This is a genomic window from Pantoea folii (assembly GCF_056678875.1).
Genome location: NZ_JBWXON010000035.1, coordinates 1 through 19,358, shown reverse-complemented (window position 1 = coordinate 19,358; position 19,358 = coordinate 1). Strand labels below are relative to the sequence as shown.

The following is a 19,358-nucleotide window of genomic DNA, read 5'->3' as shown; positions in this document are numbered from 1 at the left end:
CCCATGCGAGAGTAGGGAACTGCCAGGCATTAAATAAGTGAAGAAACCCTGAACGAAAGTTCAGGGTTTTTTTACGTGCGCAGATCGGCGAAATCAATACTAACAGCCACGAAGATCGCCAAAATACCGCTAAATGCGCTGCGAAAAAAGATTGAAGTGCTCCGTTAAATCCCCCATTTTTCCTCTCAAACACTGTCATTACACCTCATCTATATGCAAAAAACGCATAGAACACCGCGTTGGTCGCGGAAAGATGTAGCATAAATAGGCGGATCAGACCTCCAAATCCCGCTTTAAACTGAAACATTTTCATAATCCGCATGAAGACTCGACATTCAGCGGATGTCAGGCTAATCTCGGGCATCTGGATGTCTAAACGTTTATACGGTTATCAGTAAGAGGTCAGTTAGCTATGCCAATCAGAATCCCCGACGAATTACCGGCAGTGAATTTTTTGCGTAATGAGAACGTGTTTGTCATGGCCTCATCGCGCGCCAGTGTTCAGGAGATTCGCCCGCTAAAAGTACTGATCCTCAACCTGATGCCAAAAAAGATCGAAACGGAAAATCAGTTCTTACGCTTACTCTCCAACTCACCACTGCAGATCGACATACAGCTACTGCGCATCGACAGCCGTGAGTCACGCAATACGCCGAGCGAGCATCTCAATAACTTCTACTGCAACTTCGAAGATATTGAGCACGATAATTTCGATGGTCTGATCGTTACGGGTGCCCCGCTGGGATTGGTGGATTTCAATGACGTGGCATACTGGCCGCAGATTCAGCGTGTGCTGCACTGGGCGAAAGAACACGTCACATCCACGCTGTTTGTCTGTTGGGCGGTACAAGCCGCGCTGAACATTCTGTACGGCATTCCAAAGCAAACGCGTCAGAACAAACTTTCAGGCGTGTATGAACATCAAATCCTGCATCCGCATGCTTTGTTAACCCGTGGATTTGACGACAATTTCCTCGCGCCGCATTCGCGTTATGCTGATTTCCCGAGCCAGTTAATTCGCGACTATACCGATCTCGAGTTGTTTGCCGAATCTGACGCCACCGGGGCTTACCTGATGGCGAGCAAAGACAAGCGCCTGGCGTTTGTAACTGGCCATCCTGAATACGATGCGCTGACGTTATCCGGTGAATACCATCGTGATTATGATGCCGGGCTGCATCCGGAAGTACCATTTAACTACTTCCCACAAGACAATCCTGAACTGCCACCGCGTGCTACCTGGCGCAGCCACGGTAATCTGTTGTTCTCAAACTGGCTAAACTATTACGTTTACCAGATTACACCGTTCGATCTGCGTCATATGAACCCCACACTCGACTAAAGCAAAGCTCGCTTTTCTCGTTAAATGCGCCGTGACAGCCTCGTGCTGTCGCGGCATTTTTTTTGCCTTGCGCAAATTTGTGGAATCCATTGCCTTTAATTTGAGAGTTTAAATTACATATTTATCAGTACAATAAGTTAATTTAAAAGTAAAAATGGAAATAGTTTTTGAAAACAAGATAAAAATCATTATGCTCTGATCTTGCCGGTTAAAAATCACCCTACACCCGGATCCCCGTAAGTGGGGACGGATCATAACAGGAGCAGCCCGCATGACAGATTCGGTTATCCACAATACGCTGACCTTCACTCAGCCCTTTACCTACGCGGAAAAGCAGCTGCTCACCCCGCAAGCCATCGACTTCCTGCACACACTGGTCGCGCGTTTTGCACCGGAACGTGAGCGCCTGTTAAAAGCACGTCAACAGCGCCAGCAGCGTTACGATCAGGGTGCCTTACCTGACTTTGATTCGGAAACCACTTCCATTCGCGAACGTGACTGGCAGGTTCGCCCGATTCCCCAATTGCTGCGCGATCGTCGCGTCGAGATCACCGGCCCGCCGGATCGCAAAATGGTGATCAACGCGCTGAATGCGAACGTCAACGTCTTCATGGCCGATTTCGAGGATTCGCTGGCACCCACCTGGCAGAAATTGATGGATGGCCAGCTGACACTGCGGGATGCGGTCAACGGCACGCTGAACTTCACCAGTGAAGCGGGCAAGATCTACCAGCTGAAATCCGATCCTGCTCTGCTGATGTGTCGTGTACGTGGGCTGCATCTGAATGAAAAACACGTTGAGTGGCGCGATCGGGCCATTCCCGGCGGGCTGTTTGATTTTGCGCTTTACCTGTTCCACAACGTTGATGCGCTGCTTGAGAAGGGTCATGGTCCCTGGTTTTATCTGCCAAAAACCGAGCATGCATCTGAAGTGGCGTGGTGGCGTGAGATCTTCCGCTTTAGCGAGGATCGCTTTGATCTGCCTCGCGGCACCATCAAAGCCACGGTATTGATCGAAACGCTGCCGGCAGTATTCCAGATGGACGAGATCTTATGGGAGCTGCGCGATCATGTGGTGGGCCTGAACTGTGGTCGCTGGGATTACATCTTCAGCTACATCAAAACCCTGGCACAGCACGGCGATCGCATTCTGCCGGACCGCCAGCAAATCAGTATGGATCAGCCCTTCCTCGATGCCTATTCACGGTTGCTGATCAAAACATGCCACCGCCGCGGCGCACTGGCGATGGGCGGCATGTCCGCGCTGATTCCGAGCAAAGATGCCGAGCGTAATGCGTGGGTGATGCAGAAAGTACAAGAAGACAAAGCGCGTGAAGCCGGTAACGGCCATGACGGCACCTGGGTCGCGCATCCGGGGCTGGCCGATATCGCCATGGCTGAATTCGACCGTCAGCTCGGCAATCAGCCTAATCAGCTGCAGGTCAGCCGCGATCAGGATGCACCCATCACCGCCGAACGTCTGCTGCGGCCATGTCGGGGTCTGCGCACTGAAGCGGGTATGCGCGCCAACATTCGCGTGGCGTTGCAGTACCTTGAGGCGTGGATTGGGGGTAACGGCTGCGTGCCGATTGATGGGTTGATGGAGGATGCCGCCACGGCAGAAATTGCCCGCACCTCCATCTGGCAGTGGATTCATCACAAGCAGATCCTCAGCGATGGCCAACTGGTGACCGCCGAACTGTTTGAGCGGCTACTCGATGAAGAGATGCTGGCCCTGCAACAAACGCTGGGCGAGGAGCGCTTCCGTAACGGACGCTTTGCCGATGCCGCCGCGCTGATGGCGCAAATCACCACGGATAACGAACTGGTTTCTTTCCTTACTCTGCCGGGCTACCGCCTGCTGCCATGAACCTGGAGATAACGCTATGAATCGTCACCAACAGATCAAACAACTGGAATCGAGCTGGAACGACGCGCGCTGGCAGGGCATTACCCGCCCCTACAGCGCGGAAGATGTTATCAACCTGCGTGGCTCAGTGAATCCGGCCTGCACGCTGGCAGAGCGCGGGGCGAATAAACTGTGGTCGCTGCTCAACGGTGAGTCCACCAAAGGGTATATCAACAGCCTCGGCGCCTTAACCGGCGGGCAGGCAATACAGCAAGCCAAAGCCGGAATAGAGGCGATCTATCTCTCCGGCTGGCAGGTTGCTGCGGATGCGAATATGGCCGGGCAGATGTATCCCGATCAGTCGCTCTATCCGGCGAACTCGGTGCCGAATGTGGTCGAGCGTATCAATCAGAGCTTCCAGCGCGCCGACCAGATTCAGTGGGCGAATGGTCTGTCGCCAGAAGATGAAGGCTTTATTGACTACTTCCTGCCGATTGTGGCGGATGCAGAAGCGGGGTTTGGTGGCGTGCTCAATGCCTTCGAGCTGATGAAATCGATGATTCAGGCAGGTGCCGGTGCGGTGCACTTTGAAGATCAGCTGGCCTCGGTGAAGAAGTGTGGCCATATGGGTGGCAAAGTGTTAGTGCCCACTCAGGAAGCGATTCAGAAATTGGTGGCTGCGCGGCTGGCAGCCGATGTCATGGGCGTGCCGACGATATTGCTGGCACGCACCGATGCGGATGCCGCTGATTTGATTACCTCCGACTGTGACGAGCGCGATGCGCCGTTTATCACCGGGCAACGTACCGCGGAAGGGTTCTTCCGTACTCGCGCCGGTATTGAGCAGGCGATCAGCCGTGGCTTGTCGTATGCGCCGTACGCAGATGTATTGTGGTGCGAAACCTCGACGCCGGATCTCGAACTGGCGCAACGTTTTGCCGACGCGATTCACGCGCAGTATCCGGGCAAGTTGCTGGCCTACAACTGCTCGCCGTCATTCAACTGGAAGAAGAATCTCGACGATCGCACCATCGCCCGTTTCCAGCAGGCGTTAAGCGACATGGGCTATCGCTTCCAGTTCATTACGCTGGCCGGCATTCACAGCATGTGGTTCAACATGTTCGATCTGGCACACGCTTACGCACAGGGTGAAGGGATGCGTCATTACGTTGAGAAAGTGCAGCAGCCGGAATTTGCCGCGCGCGAAAAAGGCTATACCTTCTCCTCCCATCAGCAGGAAGTGGGCACCGGCTATTTTGACCGCATCACCAACGTGATTCAGGGCGGCCAATCTTCCGTGACCGCACTGACCGGTTCGACAGAAGCCGCGCAGTTCTGATCAGTCTGCATGCGTACCCTACGAAAATTGCACGACCCATTCGTAGGGTCGCCATTGATGCCGACTAAAACCGCATCGCGGACTTTCATCACGCCTGGCCCATGGATGGGCTCCCTTTGCCGGAGCGTTGCCGATGACACCGAGAGAATCTCTGATCGCCCACACCATTCTGCAAGGTTTCGACGCGCAGTATGGCCGCTTTCTGGATATCACCGCAGGCGCCCAGCAGCGCTTCGAGCAGGCCGACTGGCATGCCGTGCAGCAGGCAATGAAAGCGCGTATCCATCTTTACGATCACCATGTTGGATTGGTGGCCAACCAACTGCGCATCCTGAATGATGTGTCAAACTGGGATGAAGCGTTCTGGCTGCGGGTGAAAAGCCACTATGAGACGCTGCTACCCGGTTATCCGCGCCATGAAATTGCCGAAAGCTTCTTTAATTCCGTCTATTGTCGCTTGCAGGGGCACAGCCATCTCGATCCCAATCGGCTGTTTATCTTCCCGTCGCAGCCCTATGTCGCCGCGCCGATGGCACAACGTCCATTGTCGCGGCTGTACCGTCTACAAAGCAGCTGGCATGAAGTATTAAGGCAGGTTCTGAACGATATTCCTTTGCGCTTGCCCTGGCAGGATATCACCCGCGATATCGGCTGGATCGTCCGCCACTTGCATGAACAGTTCAGCCCCGCTCAACTGGCCACCGCCACGCTGGATGTCGCCGGTGAACTGTTCTACCGCAATAAAACCGCATGGATCGTGGCGCGATTGCAGTTGAGTGATGGCATGGTGCCTTGCTTGCTGCCCATCCAGCGTGATGAGGCGGGACGCTTGTGGATCGACACCTGCTTAACCGACAGCGACGACGCCAGCATCGTGTTTGGCTTCGCCCGTGCCTACTTTATGGTATATGCACCCGTGCCTGCGGCGTTGGTTGCCTGGCTGCAACCGATTCTGCCGGGAAAAACCCTTGCCGAACGCTACATGGCCATCGGCTGCCAGAAACACGGCAAAACCGAATGCTACCGCGAATACCTGCATTATCTGGCACACAGTGATGAAGAGTTCACTATCGCGCCCGGCATCCGCGGCATGGTGATGCTGGTGTTTACACTGCCTGGATTTGATCGCGTATTTAAGGTGATTAAAGATCGCTTCGCGCCGCAGAAAGAGGTCACCGATGCGCAGGTGCGGGATTGCTATCGCATGGTCAAAGAGCACGACCGCGTAGGACGCATGGCCGATACACAAGAGTTTGAGTACTTCGCGATACCGCGCGCACGTATTCCGGCAGCGCTGATGGAGGAATTTCAACGCGACATTCCGGAGAAAATGGAACTGCGTGACGACGTGCTGATCATTCGACATCTGTGGCTGGAGCGCCGTATGGAGCCACTCAATTTGTGGCTGGCGCAGGCCACACCAGAACAGCGTCAGCACGCGATTGGCGAATATGGCGATGCGATTCGCCAGTTGGCGGCAGCGAACATTTTCCCCGGCGACATGCTATTCAAAAACTTCGGCATGACGCGTCACGGTCGCGTGGTGTTTTACGACTACGATGAAATTCGGCCTATGACCGAACTGAAGTTCCGCGATGTGCCGCCAGCACGTTACGAAGAGGATGAGCTGCAAGCCGAGCCGTGGTACAGCGTGGGGCCGGATGATGTGTTCCCCGAAACCTTCCGCTATGCGCTGTGCAGCGAGCCGGGCACCGGTAAGTTATTGCTCGCGCTGCACCCGCAGCTGTTTGATCCGGGCTGGTGGCGCGCGCTGCAAACGCGCATCCGGGAAGGGCATATCGAAGAAGTGATCGCCTGGCGCGCCGGACAGCGTTTCAGCGCGCGCTATGCATCAGTGGCCGCTTAGCGGCCAGAATAGGTCTGCGTGACCAGCCTGGCGGCACGGATCACCAGCGCGCCCAGTTCGGTGACGCGGTCGTCGGTCATGCGTGCTATCGGGCCGGAAATCGAGATGGCGGCAAAAGGCTCGCCGTGCTCATCATAGATGGGTGCCGCCACGCAGCGCAGGCCCAGCGCGTGCTCTTCATCATCGTGCGAAAAGCCCATCTTACGGATCAGCGCCAGATTCTCTTTCAGGCTGTGCGGAGACATCAAAGTTTTCGGCGTGTAGTGGTGCAATCCTTTCTGATGCAACAGCGCGGTCACCTGCTCATCGCTGAGATGGGCGAGAAATGCTTTGCCTGCGCCAGACGCGTGCATCGGTAGCTTACCGCCAATCGGTGCCGACATACGCATCAGCTGCGTACACTGCACCTGGTCGATAATCACTGCCTGATAGTCGCTGAGATCCAGCACCGCCAGATTCACTGTCTCTCCGGCATCTTCCATCAGTTTACGCAGGATGGGATGCACAATCGCCAGCAGATTGCGGCTCTGAAGAAAACTGCTGCCGACCACAAAGGCATGTGAGCCGATGGTCCAGAAGCCCAGATCACCAACCTGATGCACAAATCCCTGCTGCTGCATGGTGGTCAGCAAGCGATGCGTGGTGGAATTCGGTAAACCGGCCTGTTGAGCCAGCTCGGTCAGCGCGACGCTGCCGTGAGATTCGGCGATCAGTTCGAGTAAACGCAAACCGCGCGTCAGAGATTGAACTTGCCCACCTGCCGGGGCGCTGGTGGCTGTTGCGGCACGCGGTTTTTTTCCACGTTTCGCCGGTACTGGGGTTGCCATAACGTCTCCACAATCGCATCAATGCTGGAAACCATTTTCGTTTTTGGGCGTATGAATGCAAACGCTGCTTTACTGGTCGGATCTGTAATGCTTTCAGGCTGAAAATGTCTCATCTGTCGTGACTTTTGCTCACCGGAAAGTTATGCCAGTATGTTTGGCTGGCATATTAGCCAACGCAATGACGTGGACGGGGCGAGAGTGAGCAATAAAACAGAAATGCTGCATCAGCAACTGGCACAGCGGATTATGATTTTGGACGGTGGCATGGGCACCATGATTCAGAGTTATAAACTCAGCGAAGCCGATTTTCGTGGCAGCCGTTTTGCCGACTGGCCCTCCGATTTGAAAGGCAATAACGACCTGTTAGTGCTCACCAAACCGGACGTTATTCGCGAAATTCATGATGCTTATCTTGCCGCTGGCGCAGATATTCTGGAAACCAACACCTTCAACTCCACCACCATTGCGATGGCAGATTACGCGATGGAAGATCTGTCAGCGGAGATTAACTTTGAAGCGGCAAAACTGGCGCGCGCCAGTGCGGATGCATGGACGGTAAAAACACCTGACCGACCGCGCTATGTTGCGGGCGTGCTCGGCCCCACCAACCGCACCTGCTCCATCTCGCCGGATGTGAATGATCCTGCCTTCCGAAACGTCACCTTCAATCAGCTGGTGGAAGCCTACCGCGAATCAACGCATGCGCTGATTGAGGGTGGTTCAGACCTGATCATGATTGAGACGGTGTTCGATACCCTGAATGCCAAGGCGGCGATTTACGCCGTGCAGGTCGAGATGGAAGCGATGGGCGTGAAGCTGCCGGTGATGATCTCCGGTACCATTACCGATGCCTCGGGTCGCACACTCTCCGGCCAGACCACAGAAGGTTTCTACAACTCACTGCGCCACGCCGAGCCGCTGTCGTTTGGCCTGAACTGTGCGCTCGGTCCAGACGAGCTACGCCAGTACGTGCAGGAGCTATCCCGCATTGCGGATGGCTATGTCACTGCTCACCCTAACGCCGGTTTGCCGAATGCGTTTGGTGAATACGATTTAGATGCGGCAACCATGGCTGAACAGATCGGCGAATGGGCGCGAGCCGGTTTCCTGAATATCATCGGCGGCTGCTGCGGTACCACGCCGGAACATATCGCGGCGATGGCGGCGGCGGTTGAGGGCGTTGCCCCCCGCCAGCTGCCTGAAATCCCTGTTGCCTGCCGTCTGTCCGGTCTGGAACCCCTGAATATTCACGCTGATTCGCTGTTTGTGAACGTCGGTGAACGCACCAACGTCACGGGTTCGGCCAAATTTAAGCGTCTGATTAAAGAAGAGAAGTACAACGAAGCGTTGGATGTGGCCCGTCAGCAGGTGGAAAGCGGCGCGCAAATCATCGATATCAACATGGACGAAGGCATGCTGGATGCGGAAGCTGCGATGGTGCGCTTCCTCAACCTGATTGCTGGTGAACCCGATATCGCGCGCGTTCCGATTATGATCGACTCCTCGAAGTGGGAGGTGATCGAGAAAGGGTTGCAGTGCATTCAGGGCAAAGGCATCGTTAACTCAATTTCGATGAAAGAGGGCGTTGAGCCGTTTATCGAACACGCGCGTAAAGTGCGACGCTACGGTGCCGCCATGGTGGTGATGGCGTTTGATGAAGTCGGCCAGGCGGATACCCGCGCACGTAAAATCGAAATCTGTCGTCGCGCCTACAAGATCCTGACGGAAGAGGTCGGTTTCCCGCCAGAAGACATCATTTTCGACCCAAATATCTTCGCAGTCGCCACCGGTATTGAAGAGCATAACAACTATGCGATGGACTTTATCGGCGCCTGTGAAGACATCAAGCGCGAGCTGCCGCATGCGATGATCTCCGGCGGCGTGTCTAACGTGTCGTTCTCGTTCCGTGGTAACGATCCAGTGCGCGAGGCGATTCACGCGGTGTTCCTCTATTACGCGATTCGCAATGGGATGGATATGGGCATCGTCAACGCCGGTCAGCTGGCGATCTATGACGACTTGCCCGCAGAACTGCGCGATGCGGTGGAAGATGTGGTGCTGAACCGTCGTGACGATGGCACCGAGCGGTTACTGGAGCTGGCGGAGAAATATCGCGGTAGCAAGAGCGACGGTGAGCAGGAGAAGCAGCAGGCCGAATGGCGTAGCTGGGATGTGGTTAAACGTCTGGAATACTCGCTGGTAAAAGGCATCACTGAATTTATTGAGCTGGACACCGAGGAGGCGCGTCAGGCTGCCGTACGGCCCATTGAAGTGATTGAAGGGCCGCTGATGTCCGGCATGAACGTGGTCGGCGATTTGTTCGGCGAGGGTAAAATGTTCCTGCCGCAGGTAGTGAAATCGGCGCGCGTGATGAAGCAAGCGGTGGCCTATCTCGAACCTTATATTGAAGCCAGCAAAGAAGCCGGGCGCAGTAACGGTAAAATCGTGCTGGCGACGGTGAAGGGCGATGTGCATGACATCGGTAAAAACATTGTCGGCGTGGTGCTGCAGTGTAATAACTACGAAATTATCGATCTTGGCGTGATGGTGCCAAGTGACAAAATCCTGAAAACCGCCATTGCTGAAAATGCCGATATCATTGGGCTTTCCGGGCTGATTACGCCTTCGCTGGATGAGATGGTCAACGTGGCGAAAGAGATGGAGCGCCAGGGCTTCACCATCCCGTTACTGATTGGCGGTGCGACCACGTCGAAAGCGCATACGGCAGTGAAGATCGAGCAGAACTACAGTGGTCCAACGGTGTATGTGCAAAACGCCTCACGCACCGTGGGTGTTGTCTCTTCACTGCTCTCAGAAAGCCTCAAAGAGGAGTTTGTGGCCCGCACGCGCAAAGAGTACGACACGGTGCGCATTCAGCACGCACGTAAGAAGCCACGCACGCCGCCGGTCAGCCTGCAAACCGCACGCGACAACGATTACGCCATCGACTGGGAAAGCTATACGCCGCCGGTCGCGCATCGCCTTGGGGTCAGCGCGGTTGAAGCCAGTATCGACACCCTCCGTAATTACATCGACTGGACGCCGTTCTTTATGACCTGGTCGCTGGCGGGGAAATACCCGCGCATTCTCGAAGATGAAGTGGTGGGTGAAGAGGCTAAACGCCTGTTTGCCGATGCCAACGCCATGTTGGACAGGCTCAGTGAAACCGGCACCCTCAATCCGCGTGGCGTAGTTGGGATTTTCCCGGCAAACCGCGTCGGAGACGATATTGAAGTCTACCGTGATGAAAACCGCGATCAGGTGATAGGTGTGAGCCATCACTTACGTCAGCAGACCGAGAAAACCGACTTCGCCAACTACTGCTTAGCTGACTTTGTCGCACCGAAATCCAGCGGTAAAGCCGATTATCTCGGCGCGTTTGCTGTCACCGGTGGACTGGAAGAGGATGCGCTGGCCGAAGCGTATGAGCAGCAGCATGATGATTACAACAAGATCATGGTCAAGGCGCTGGCAGATCGTCTGGCAGAAGCTTTTGCCGAATATCTGCATGAGCGGGTACGTAAGGTGATTTGGGGCTTTGCCGCTCATGAGAACCTGAGTAACGAAGAGTTGATTCGCGAAAATTATCAGGGCATTCGTCCTGCTCCGGGCTATCCGGCCTGTCCGGAACACACGGAGAAAGCGCAAATCTGGCAGTTGCTGGATGTGGAGACGCACACTGGCATGAAGCTCACGGAGTCCTTTGCTATGTGGCCGGGTGCGGCAGTATCCGGCTGGTATTTCAGCCATCCGGACAGCAAATACTTCGCTGTGGCGCAGATTCAGCGCGATCAGGTGGAAGATTACGCGGCGCGTAAAGGAATGAGTGTCAGCGAGGTTGAGCGCTGGCTGGCACCGAATCTGGGTTATGACGCGGATTGATGGGCTGATGGCGTAAAGGGATACGCAGAGCATTCAGTCGGGGCCCAACCAGGCAAGGCCCCGAAACCTCCAGGTATGCGCCTGGAGGTCAACGCCGTTTCAACCTTCCACACTTGTCGTTAATTAAACCGCGCATCACGATCTGAGGTCATGTCATACAGCTGATATTTACGCCCCAGCATCTGTCCGCCATCACGCGTTAGCGGCACCCAATTCACCTGCGCACGGCCACGGGTTGGCGTCACGGTAAACAGATCCATTGGAATCGAGATATAGAAGCCTTTGGTGAAGTCGCCTTCGCCATAGGCTTCGGCGGACACGTTGGTTTTGGTGGCGTAGAAGCCGACCATCACACCGCTGTCGAAGCGCTTCGACACATCGACTGTCACACCTTTATCTTTCGCCAGATATTCACCGACGCTGGCTTTCACCAGCACGTCCTGCATGAACCATGGGCGCCAGTACGCGGTGAAGTGTCCGGTTGGCGCTTTGTAGTCGGTGAACTGCATCATGTTGTCCCAGTCACGTTGTTTCACGTAGTTGGCATCAACACCAAAAGCCCAGTTGCTGTCTATCGGACGATACAACACTTCACCACCCACGCCGCCGTACATGGTTTCGAGATAACCGCCGTACACCTGGCCATAGAAGCCATTGCCGAGATACCCCATGTAGTTGGCTTGCAGGTCATTAACGTAGACATTGTTCTCGACGTAGTCGCGAATATGGGTACGCACGCGCGGCAGGGTGGAGTCAGCCGGTGCGCCGTTGTAGTTAAATTTGTCGTAGTTATTGGCGAGGTTACCAAACAGGCTGCCGCTAACCAGCAGGTGATCGGTCAGTGCGTAATCAACGCTGCCCATCACGCCCAGTTGGTACATGTAGAAGCTCTCAGGCCCACCAACCGACTGATTGAGCACCGGTGCCAGATTGTAGTGAAGGCGATCTTTGCGGATAAAGAAGCCTTGTTCAGTCTCGCCAGGATCGACCGGATTCTCACGCGTCTGCTGCAGCGGCTGCTCATGACCCAGCGGGTAACCGCTCAGCGCATTGTGCAGACTGGCGACATCAGTGCGGGTGGTCACCTGCGGCATATTGAGACGCGACTCGGTGACATCTATGGTATCAATGCCGGCCGGCAGGTTGTTCATGATGATGCGATTGGCACGATCGACGCCTTCGCGCGTATCGCGGTATTTCGTCTGTTCGCCAGAGACATACAGCGTACTGCCTTTGGTCTGGATGCGCGGACCGCTTAATCCGGCGTTGTACTTCAGATCGGTCAGCTGGTTGGCTACCACCGTCGGTTGCAACAGATCGCCCTGCGGCTGCGGGTTATAAGCCGGTTTGGCACTATCAATGTGCGACTGGCGCAAATCGTTGAAGTTAGTGCGCACGGTCACGCCAAACATAAAGGTGTTGCCACGCTCATAGCTGGCGTTAATATCGGCCCAATCGGTCAGGCGATAAATCGCTCCCACGTTGACCTTGCTGCGCTGTTCCAGACGTCCGGCAAAGTCATCCTGATAGTCATTGCCTTCATATTCCAGCTTCAGACGTAGCGGCTGCCAGGGGGTTTGATACTCCACGCCGCCAAACAGTGCTGCCGGGCCGTGGAACATCTGGGAACCATTGATAGAACCCGCCGAGCCACCGCCGGTACGGCTACAGAAGCTATCGCTGTAGGAGCAGAACGGGTTTTTGATACTGCCGCTGTTACCGAGGTAGCCCCAGCCGATGCCCATGGTGAAATCAAACGGTCCCCAGGCTTTGGTTGCCACCAGATATTCACTGTCAAACAGGCCGGTACCGCCCAAATCACGCGATCCGACTGCCACTTCAGGCAGCCAGTAGCTCTCCTGCCACAGACGCAGCTTCACATCGAAGGCTTTGTCTTTATAACTTTGGTCGCCACTGAAGCCTTCAACTGCGCTATAGCGGCGCGTACGCACGTCAGTGTAACGCACGGTGGTTTCCAGCCATGGGAACAGCTGCAGCGAAGCAGAGTAGTAGCGATATTGATCGTTATCGCGGAAGTTCAGGCTGAATTCGCCCTCTTTCGCCATGCGTGCCGTGGGGGTCTGCATCAAACCCACGCCGCCGAAATCCGATTGTGATGGCCCGATGGGTTCCGGCCAGGTTTCCGCGTGCACCTGGCATGCCGCAGAGACAGAAGCAGCCAACAGGCTGAGAAGTAATTGTTTTTTCATCAGTCTGGAATCCGGTGTGTCAGAACAGAAAGCATGCGCGCATTTAAATCAGCTTTTCCCCACGGCAGGCTCCACGAGGTAAAGCCCAGCCAGATGATGCTGCCGGGTGCCACTTCCACGTGACGTTGATTCCAGTAGGCGACTGGCACCTGCTGCATCTGGCCCGAAGGCGAGATCACCGTGGCGAAACTGCGCTCGGCTCCTGACAGGCGATCGTGGGTATCAAGGTAATCACGCACGGTGCGACCGGGTTGCCAGCTTGCTTTGCCGGGATGTTCCAGCGCGCCGAGAATCAGCACCTGATCAGGCTGAGGCAGCGTGTAGAGGTCGTAGCTGCCCTGTAGCGTGCGATTGGCTTCTGGACGCAGGCGCACCCAATCAGGATCGAGTTCAGTGAACTGGCGTCCGGTGACCTGTATCGTGCTGAGCTGGTGGATCACTGCGCCAATGGTCGCTGCCAGCGCATCGCCGCTTTCGGCCTGCCAGGTGCGTAAATCAGCCAGCAACTGTTGCTGTTGTTGCTGTGCCACCGCCGTTGCACCACGTTCAGCGATCACCGTACCGGGCCACCAGGTGTGCAGTGCCGGGTTGGTGACCAGCTGCGCCAGATTCTGCGCATGATCGATCTGCAGGCTGTTTTGGTTGTGCAGGTTATGCACCGTTACCTGACTATCAGCCAGCGCATAACCGGCCGTCAGCAGCGCGATGGCCGTTAACAGAGGGGAGATTATTTTCATGATTTCGCCGGCTTCAGAATAGTGGTTTCAACTGGGAAGGCATCTGCGGCGAGCATTTGATTTGCCTGCAAAACGCTGCCATCACGGTTATCGATCCAGAAGGTGTTTTGCCATTCTGCGCCGACATCATCCATTCGCACGGTCTCGGTCCAGATACGGCAAGGCACGCGCTCACCGGCGATGTTCAGCACGGTGTCATCGCCGCGCTGAAAGGTGGAAGTGGCGGTGGCAGCGCGTACTTTCTCTTTCTCGCGCCACTGCACCACGCGGGTCCAGCTGGCGTTGTTTTGCAGATGCAGCGCATCGGCGAGCGGGTCTTGCGCCAGATTACTCACGTCATCGAGGTTGCTGGCCAGCCCCAGTGTTTTGACGAGCCTGCCATGCTGCATCACCAGCATCGCCTTATCCTGAGTGATCCATTTTTGTTGGCCGTTTTCGTCATACCCAAGCACCACAAAGATACGCGGTCCTTCATTGATGCGCGCATACAGGCTGGCGTAAGGGAGACTGGCAACCTGCTCATCGGTGACGGTGACATCATCCGGACCTTTCACGGCCAGCATCACGGTTTGTTCCAGGCCTTTTTGTGTTTGTGTGCAGGCCTGCAGCAGCAGGCAGAAAAGTAGCAAGGAGAGTCGGTGCACTGTGTATATCCCTGTCAAAAATAAAACCAGGCAAAAAATAACCACACGGCTGTGTGGTTATGTTTAAAGGTGCTACATCAACGCGTGGTGCTCGTTGTGGTGGTCGTTGTTGTGCCGGTATTTGCGCCGTCACCACCGCCAGCAGCAGCGATGCCGAGACCGACTAACGCGCCCAGTGCGCCGATACCCACAGCGGTAGTGGCACCGGTCGAGATTGCTCCCGCCTGCGCACCTGCTGCTGCACCAGCTTCTTCCGGTGCGGCAATCGCAGCGGAAGAAACGGCAACGTAAAGTAAGGCTGCACCGGCAACCATCAGTTTTTTCATAACAACGTTTCCTGCATTTTTAGAAACAAATGAATGAAGGATGTACCCTAATTTCGGGCGCGTTCAGTATAGGGCAACAAATTACCAGAGTTCATCGCCAGTAAAAGAGGGTGAAAAACAGGGGTTATTCTGGTGATAAATACGGCGAATTGGCGATAGCTGCTTTTTTTAAATGAAGATTTTTCAGGTGGCGGGATATTTGAGTGGTTGTGGCTGACACAGCAGCATTTTTCACTTTTGCATTAAAAAATGGTACGGAATAGGATTAATCGGATTTTCCTGAGTGTGCTTTAATTTTAATGATAGATTAATCAAATAGATGCTTATTTTGGGTGGGCGAATTAGATCCATTTTTTGATGAGTGCCATGCTATTCATTTTAAACAAACTCCGATTTTCCTTAGCGCATTTTAAGAATTATCTAACCGTAACGGGATCGCTAAATAACAAAATTGCGAGGTTTATTGCATGTTTGACAAAAATAAGGCGGCAATTAAGCCGCCTTATTCGTATCGGCAGGAAAATTAACGCCAGGATTTATAGCGGTTAATTAAGCCATTAGTGGAACTGTCGTGACTGCTGATCTGCGATTCATTTTCCAGCTCTGGCAGAATACGGTTTGCCAGCTGTTTACCCAATTCAACACCCCATTGGTCAAAGGTGAAGATGTTGAGAATCGCGCCCTGAGTGAAGATCTTGTGTTCGTACAGCGCAATCAGTGCACCCAGGCTGAACGGGGTGATTTCACGTAGCAGGATGGAGTTGGTTGGGCGGTTACCCTCGAACACCTTGAACGGCACGATGTGGGCAACAGACTCAACGGATTTACCGGCATCGGTAAACTCTTTCTCGACCACCTCACGTGATTTACCAAACGCCAGCGCTTCGGTCTGCGCGAAGAAGTTCGACAGCAGTTTAGGATGGTGATCGGTCAGTGCGTTGTGGGTCTGCGCCGGCGCGATAAAGTCGCAAGGGATCAGTTTAGTGCCCTGATGAATCAGCTGATAAAACGCATGCTGGCCGTTGGTGCCTGGCTCGCCCCAAATAATTGGGCCGGTCTGGTAATCCACCGGGTTACCTTCGCGATCCACGTATTTACCGTTGGACTCCATGTTGCCCTGCTGGAAGTACGCCGCAAAACGGTGCATGTACTGGTCGTAAGGCAGGATGGCTTCGGTTTCGGCACCAAAGAAGTTGTTGTACCAGATACCGATCAGTGCCAGCAGCACCGGCAGGTTTTGCTCGGCTGGCGTGTTGGCGAAGTGGTTGTCCATCGCATGTGCGCCGCTCAGCAGCTGTTCGAAGTTCTCGAAGCCCACTGACAGGATGATCGACAAGCCAATCGCTGACCACAGTGAATAGCGACCGCCGACCCAGTCCCAGAACTCAAACATATTGTCGGTATCGATACCGAACTCGCCCACCGCTTTACCGTTGGTCGACAGCGCAGCAAAGTGTTTGGCGACATGCTGCTGGTCGCCCGCGGTTTTCAGGAACCAGTCGCGCGCGCTGTGGGCGTTGGTCATGGTTTCCTGGGTGGTGAAGGTTTTAGACGCCACGAGGAACAGGGTGGTTTCCGGGCTGAGATCTTTCAGCGTTTCGGCAATGTGTGTGCCATCAACGTTAGAAACAAAGTGCATGTTCAGGTGATTTTTATACGGGCGCAGCGCCTCAGTCACCATGAATGGACCGAGATCCGAACCGCCGATACCGATGTTCACCACGTCGGTGATCGCTTTGCCGGTATAACCTTTCCACTCACCGCTGATGATGCGCTCAGAGAAGCCTTTCATCTTCGCCAGCACCGCATTCACTTCTGGCATCACATCTTTGCCATCCACGATGATTGGCGTGTTGCTGCGATTACGCAAAGCAACGTGCAGCACGGCACGCTCTTCGGTGCGGTTGATCTTCTCACCAGAGAACATGGATTTGATGGCGCCCGCCAGATCGGTCTCTTTCGCCAGCGCCTGTAACTTATCAAGGGTTTCCTGGGTGATGCGGTTTTTTGAGAAATCCACCAGCATCTGATCGTCGAAAGTGGCAGAGAATTTCGCAAAACGGTCGGCATCATCTTTAAACAGGTCGGCGATCTGCACCGATTTCATCTGGTCAAAATGCTGCTGCAGCGCTTTCCAGGCTGCGGTTTGTTTCGGATTGATATTTTTCATGGCAACACTCTTGTTGAAATAAGAACCGTCATTCCAGCCGGGCGCGTCCTGCTGGCCCAGCGTGCTAAGCATTTCTTGTGGCTGATACGCTACCGCGAACGGGTTTCAGTATGACCACAGTTGCAAACGAAGGGAAAAAATTTGTGACCGTGGCCGCAAGGTTTCAGGTTAATCCGGCGGCGATTGTCGATGTTCTGGCAAAAAAATTCCCTGTGCCGCATCAGCAAAAAGCCGCGTTTTTGCGCGCCGTTGACTACTTTAGGCGGGTGCGAGCGCCAGCGTTTGTTCTGCGATGCGCTGGCGTAATTCTAAAAAAGAATTTTCAACGTGTTGCGAGGCTGGACAGCGGAAGAATTAATCAGTATTTTGTGCCCGCGACTTGCACCTTTGGGTGCAAGCCAGAAGAGGCGCGTCGCCCAGGCAGTGTGTTTGAGGATCCGTATCCAACGACAACACATCATGGGGTGCGACGCCGAGATGGAACAACACGCGGAGTGTTGTCCTGTCGGCTGCAGGGGCTGAATCCTCTGGGTTGTCACCAGAAGCGTCCGCAGTCGGACGTTTCGCAAGGTGAAGTGCTTTTGGTGACTCATCTCCTGATCTTGTCTGTCCAATTCTGCTCTTCTCTTGTGCCAAGGCTGAAATCACCGCTTCCGTTTAACCACGGGAGAAAGCTAATCTGACACGAGGTTCGTAACATGTCTCAAAACCTGATCGTGGCAAAATTTGGCGGCACCAGCGTTGCCGATTTTGATGCCATGAACCGCAGTGCGGATGTTGTGCTCTCCGATGCCAATACCCGTTTAGTGGTGCTCTCTGCGTCTGCTGGCGTGACTAATCTGCTGGTTTCTCTGGCTGAAGGCCGGGAACTGGAGCAGCGCGCACACCTGCTGGACGAAATTCGCAACATTCAATACGCCATCATTGATCGCCTGCAATCCCCTGAAGTGATTCGCCAGGAGATTGATCGCATGCTGGAAAACATCCTGATGCTGGCGGAAGCGACTGCGCTGGCGACCTCACATGCGCTGACCGATGAGTTGGTAAGCCACGGTGAGCTGATGTCGACCCTGCTGTTCGTGGAAGTGCTGCGTGAGCGTCAGGTCAATGCCGAATGGTTTGATGTGCGTAAAGTGATGCGCACCAGCGACCGTTTTGGTCGTGCTGAGCCTGATGTTGCCACGCTGAAAGAGCTGTCCACCGCGCAACTGGCTCCACGTGTTGCAGAAGCACTGGTCGTTACTCAGGGCTTTATTGGTAGCGAAGGCAAAGGGCGCACCACCACGCTGGGACGTGGCGGCAGCGACTATACCGCAGCACTGTTGGGAGAAGCTCTGCAGGCGTCGCGTGTGGATATCTGGACCGACGTGGCCGGCATCTACACCACCGACCCGCGTGTGGTGCCCACCGCGAAACGCATCGAAGAAATTACCTTCGAAGAAGCGGCTGAAATGGCAATCTTCGGCGCGAAAGTGCTGCATCCGGCGACCTTGCTGCCAGCTGTGCGCAGTGACATTCCGGTGTTCGTGGGTTCGAGCAAAGATCCGGCTGCCGGTGGCACGCGCGTGTGCAATGAAACCCAGAATCCACCGCTGTTCCGTGCGCTGGCACTGCGTCGTAAGCAAACCCTGATGACGCTGCACAGCCTGAACATGCTGCACGCGCACGGCTTCCTGGCTGAAGTGTTCGCGATTCTGGCTCGCCATAACATCTCCGTCGATCTGGTCACCACGTCAGAAGTGAGCGTGGCGCTGACGCTGGATACCACCGGTTCTTCGACCACCGGTGAGAGCCTGTTGACGCAAGCACTGCTGACCGAACTCTCTTCACTGTGCCGCGTGGAGGTGGAAGAGAACCTGGCGCTGGTGGCGATTATCGGCAACAACCTGTCGAAAGCCTGCGGTGTCGGTAAAGAGGTGTTTGGTGCCCTTGAGCCGTTTAATCTGCGCATGATCTGTTACGGAGCCAGCAGCTATAACCTGTGCTTCCTGGTACCAACGCCAGACGCAGAAGAAGTGGTGCGCGCACTGCATAAGAACTTGTTTGGCAGTTAATCCAGAATGCTGAAAACGAGCCGGACATTGTCCGTAATGCCAGTCAGTTAAGCCTGACTGGCATTTTTTCTTCTGGCTGTCGGATATTTATAGGGTCTCTCTTTCACCACC

At 54.8% G+C, this 19,358-nt stretch carries 13 protein-coding genes and 1 riboswitch; of the genes, 6 read left to right on the top strand and 7 right to left on the bottom strand.

Features of this window, described 5'->3' with window-relative positions:
- On the bottom strand, positions 1-199 hold a 199-nt coding region (locus tag AC1MDE_RS25525; protein ID WP_480345186.1), incomplete at its 3' end, for a hypothetical protein.
- Positions 200-412: 213 nt separating this feature from the next.
- Between AC1MDE_RS25525 and metA the strand changes: the two genes are divergently transcribed.
- From metA to aceK, 4 genes are all read left to right on the top strand, one after another.
- The gene (gene metA, locus AC1MDE_RS25520; protein WP_034827128.1) at positions 413-1,342 is read left to right on the top strand and encodes a homoserine O-acetyltransferase MetA; all 930 of its coding nucleotides are present in this window, start codon (positions 413-415) and stop codon (positions 1,340-1,342) included.
- 271 nt (positions 1,343-1,613) lie between these two features.
- A complete protein-coding gene (gene aceB, locus AC1MDE_RS25515; RefSeq protein ID WP_058960029.1) occupies positions 1,614-3,212 on the top strand; it encodes a malate synthase A in 1,599 nt (532 codons plus the stop codon).
- A gap of 16 nt (positions 3,213-3,228) precedes the next feature.
- The gene (aceA, locus tag AC1MDE_RS25510) at positions 3,229-4,530 is read left to right on the top strand and encodes an isocitrate lyase (RefSeq protein ID WP_058960030.1); all 1,302 of its coding nucleotides are present in this window, start codon (positions 3,229-3,231) and stop codon (positions 4,528-4,530) included.
- A gap of 133 nt (positions 4,531-4,663) precedes the next feature.
- A complete protein-coding gene (gene aceK / locus AC1MDE_RS25505) occupies positions 4,664-6,397 on the top strand; it encodes a bifunctional isocitrate dehydrogenase kinase/phosphatase (protein ID WP_479401270.1) in 1,734 nt (577 codons plus the stop codon).
- Here the strand turns inward: aceK and iclR are convergent.
- A complete protein-coding gene (iclR, locus tag AC1MDE_RS25500; protein ID WP_097118907.1) occupies positions 6,394-7,224 on the bottom strand; it encodes a glyoxylate bypass operon transcriptional repressor IclR in 831 nt (276 codons plus the stop codon). The two genes, aceK and iclR, sit on opposite strands and share 4 nt — an antisense overlap.
- 198 nt (positions 7,225-7,422) lie before the next feature.
- Between iclR and metH the strand changes: the two genes are divergently transcribed.
- A complete protein-coding gene (gene metH / locus AC1MDE_RS25495) occupies positions 7,423-11,106 on the top strand; it encodes a methionine synthase (RefSeq protein ID WP_058960099.1) in 3,684 nt (1,227 codons plus the stop codon).
- 119 nt (positions 11,107-11,225) lie between these two features.
- On the opposite strand, the gene AC1MDE_RS25490 is transcribed toward metH, so the two are convergent.
- The 5 genes from AC1MDE_RS25490 to pgi all read right to left on the bottom strand — a co-directional run bounded on the left by AC1MDE_RS25490 (position 11,226) and on the right by pgi (position 17,193).
- Positions 11,226-13,316 (bottom strand): YjbH domain-containing protein, encoded by a 2,091-nt coding sequence (locus AC1MDE_RS25490; protein WP_058960031.1) that lies wholly within the window; start codon positions 13,314-13,316, stop codon positions 11,226-11,228.
- The gene (locus tag AC1MDE_RS25485) at positions 13,316-14,053 is read right to left on the bottom strand and encodes a capsule biosynthesis GfcC family protein (protein WP_479402902.1); all 738 of its coding nucleotides are present in this window, start codon (positions 14,051-14,053) and stop codon (positions 13,316-13,318) included. Before AC1MDE_RS25485 ends, AC1MDE_RS25490 begins: the two co-directional genes overlap by 1 nt.
- The gene (locus AC1MDE_RS25480) at positions 14,050-14,697 is read right to left on the bottom strand and encodes a YjbF family lipoprotein (protein WP_480345184.1); all 648 of its coding nucleotides are present in this window, start codon (positions 14,695-14,697) and stop codon (positions 14,050-14,052) included. Before AC1MDE_RS25480 ends, AC1MDE_RS25485 begins: the two co-directional genes overlap by 4 nt.
- A 77-nt stretch (positions 14,698-14,774) precedes the next feature.
- Positions 14,775-15,023, bottom strand: a complete 249-nt coding sequence (gene yjbE, locus AC1MDE_RS25475; RefSeq protein WP_034827112.1) for an exopolysaccharide production protein YjbE — start codon at positions 15,021-15,023, stop codon at positions 14,775-14,777.
- A gap of 523 nt (positions 15,024-15,546) precedes the next feature.
- On the bottom strand, positions 15,547-17,193 hold the full coding sequence (gene pgi / locus AC1MDE_RS25470; protein WP_160834053.1) for a glucose-6-phosphate isomerase: 1,647 nt from the start codon (positions 17,191-17,193) through the stop codon (positions 15,547-15,549).
- A gap of 394 nt (positions 17,194-17,587) precedes the next feature.
- Positions 17,588-17,782, top strand: a riboswitch (Lysine riboswitch).
- 109 nt (positions 17,783-17,891) lie between these two features.
- Between pgi and lysC the strand changes: the two genes are divergently transcribed.
- Positions 17,892-19,247, top strand: coding sequence for a lysine-sensitive aspartokinase 3 (lysC, locus tag AC1MDE_RS25465; RefSeq protein ID WP_034827106.1), 1,356 nt, complete (start codon positions 17,892-17,894; stop codon positions 19,245-19,247).
- The last annotated feature ends 111 nt before the right edge of the window (positions 19,248-19,358 follow it).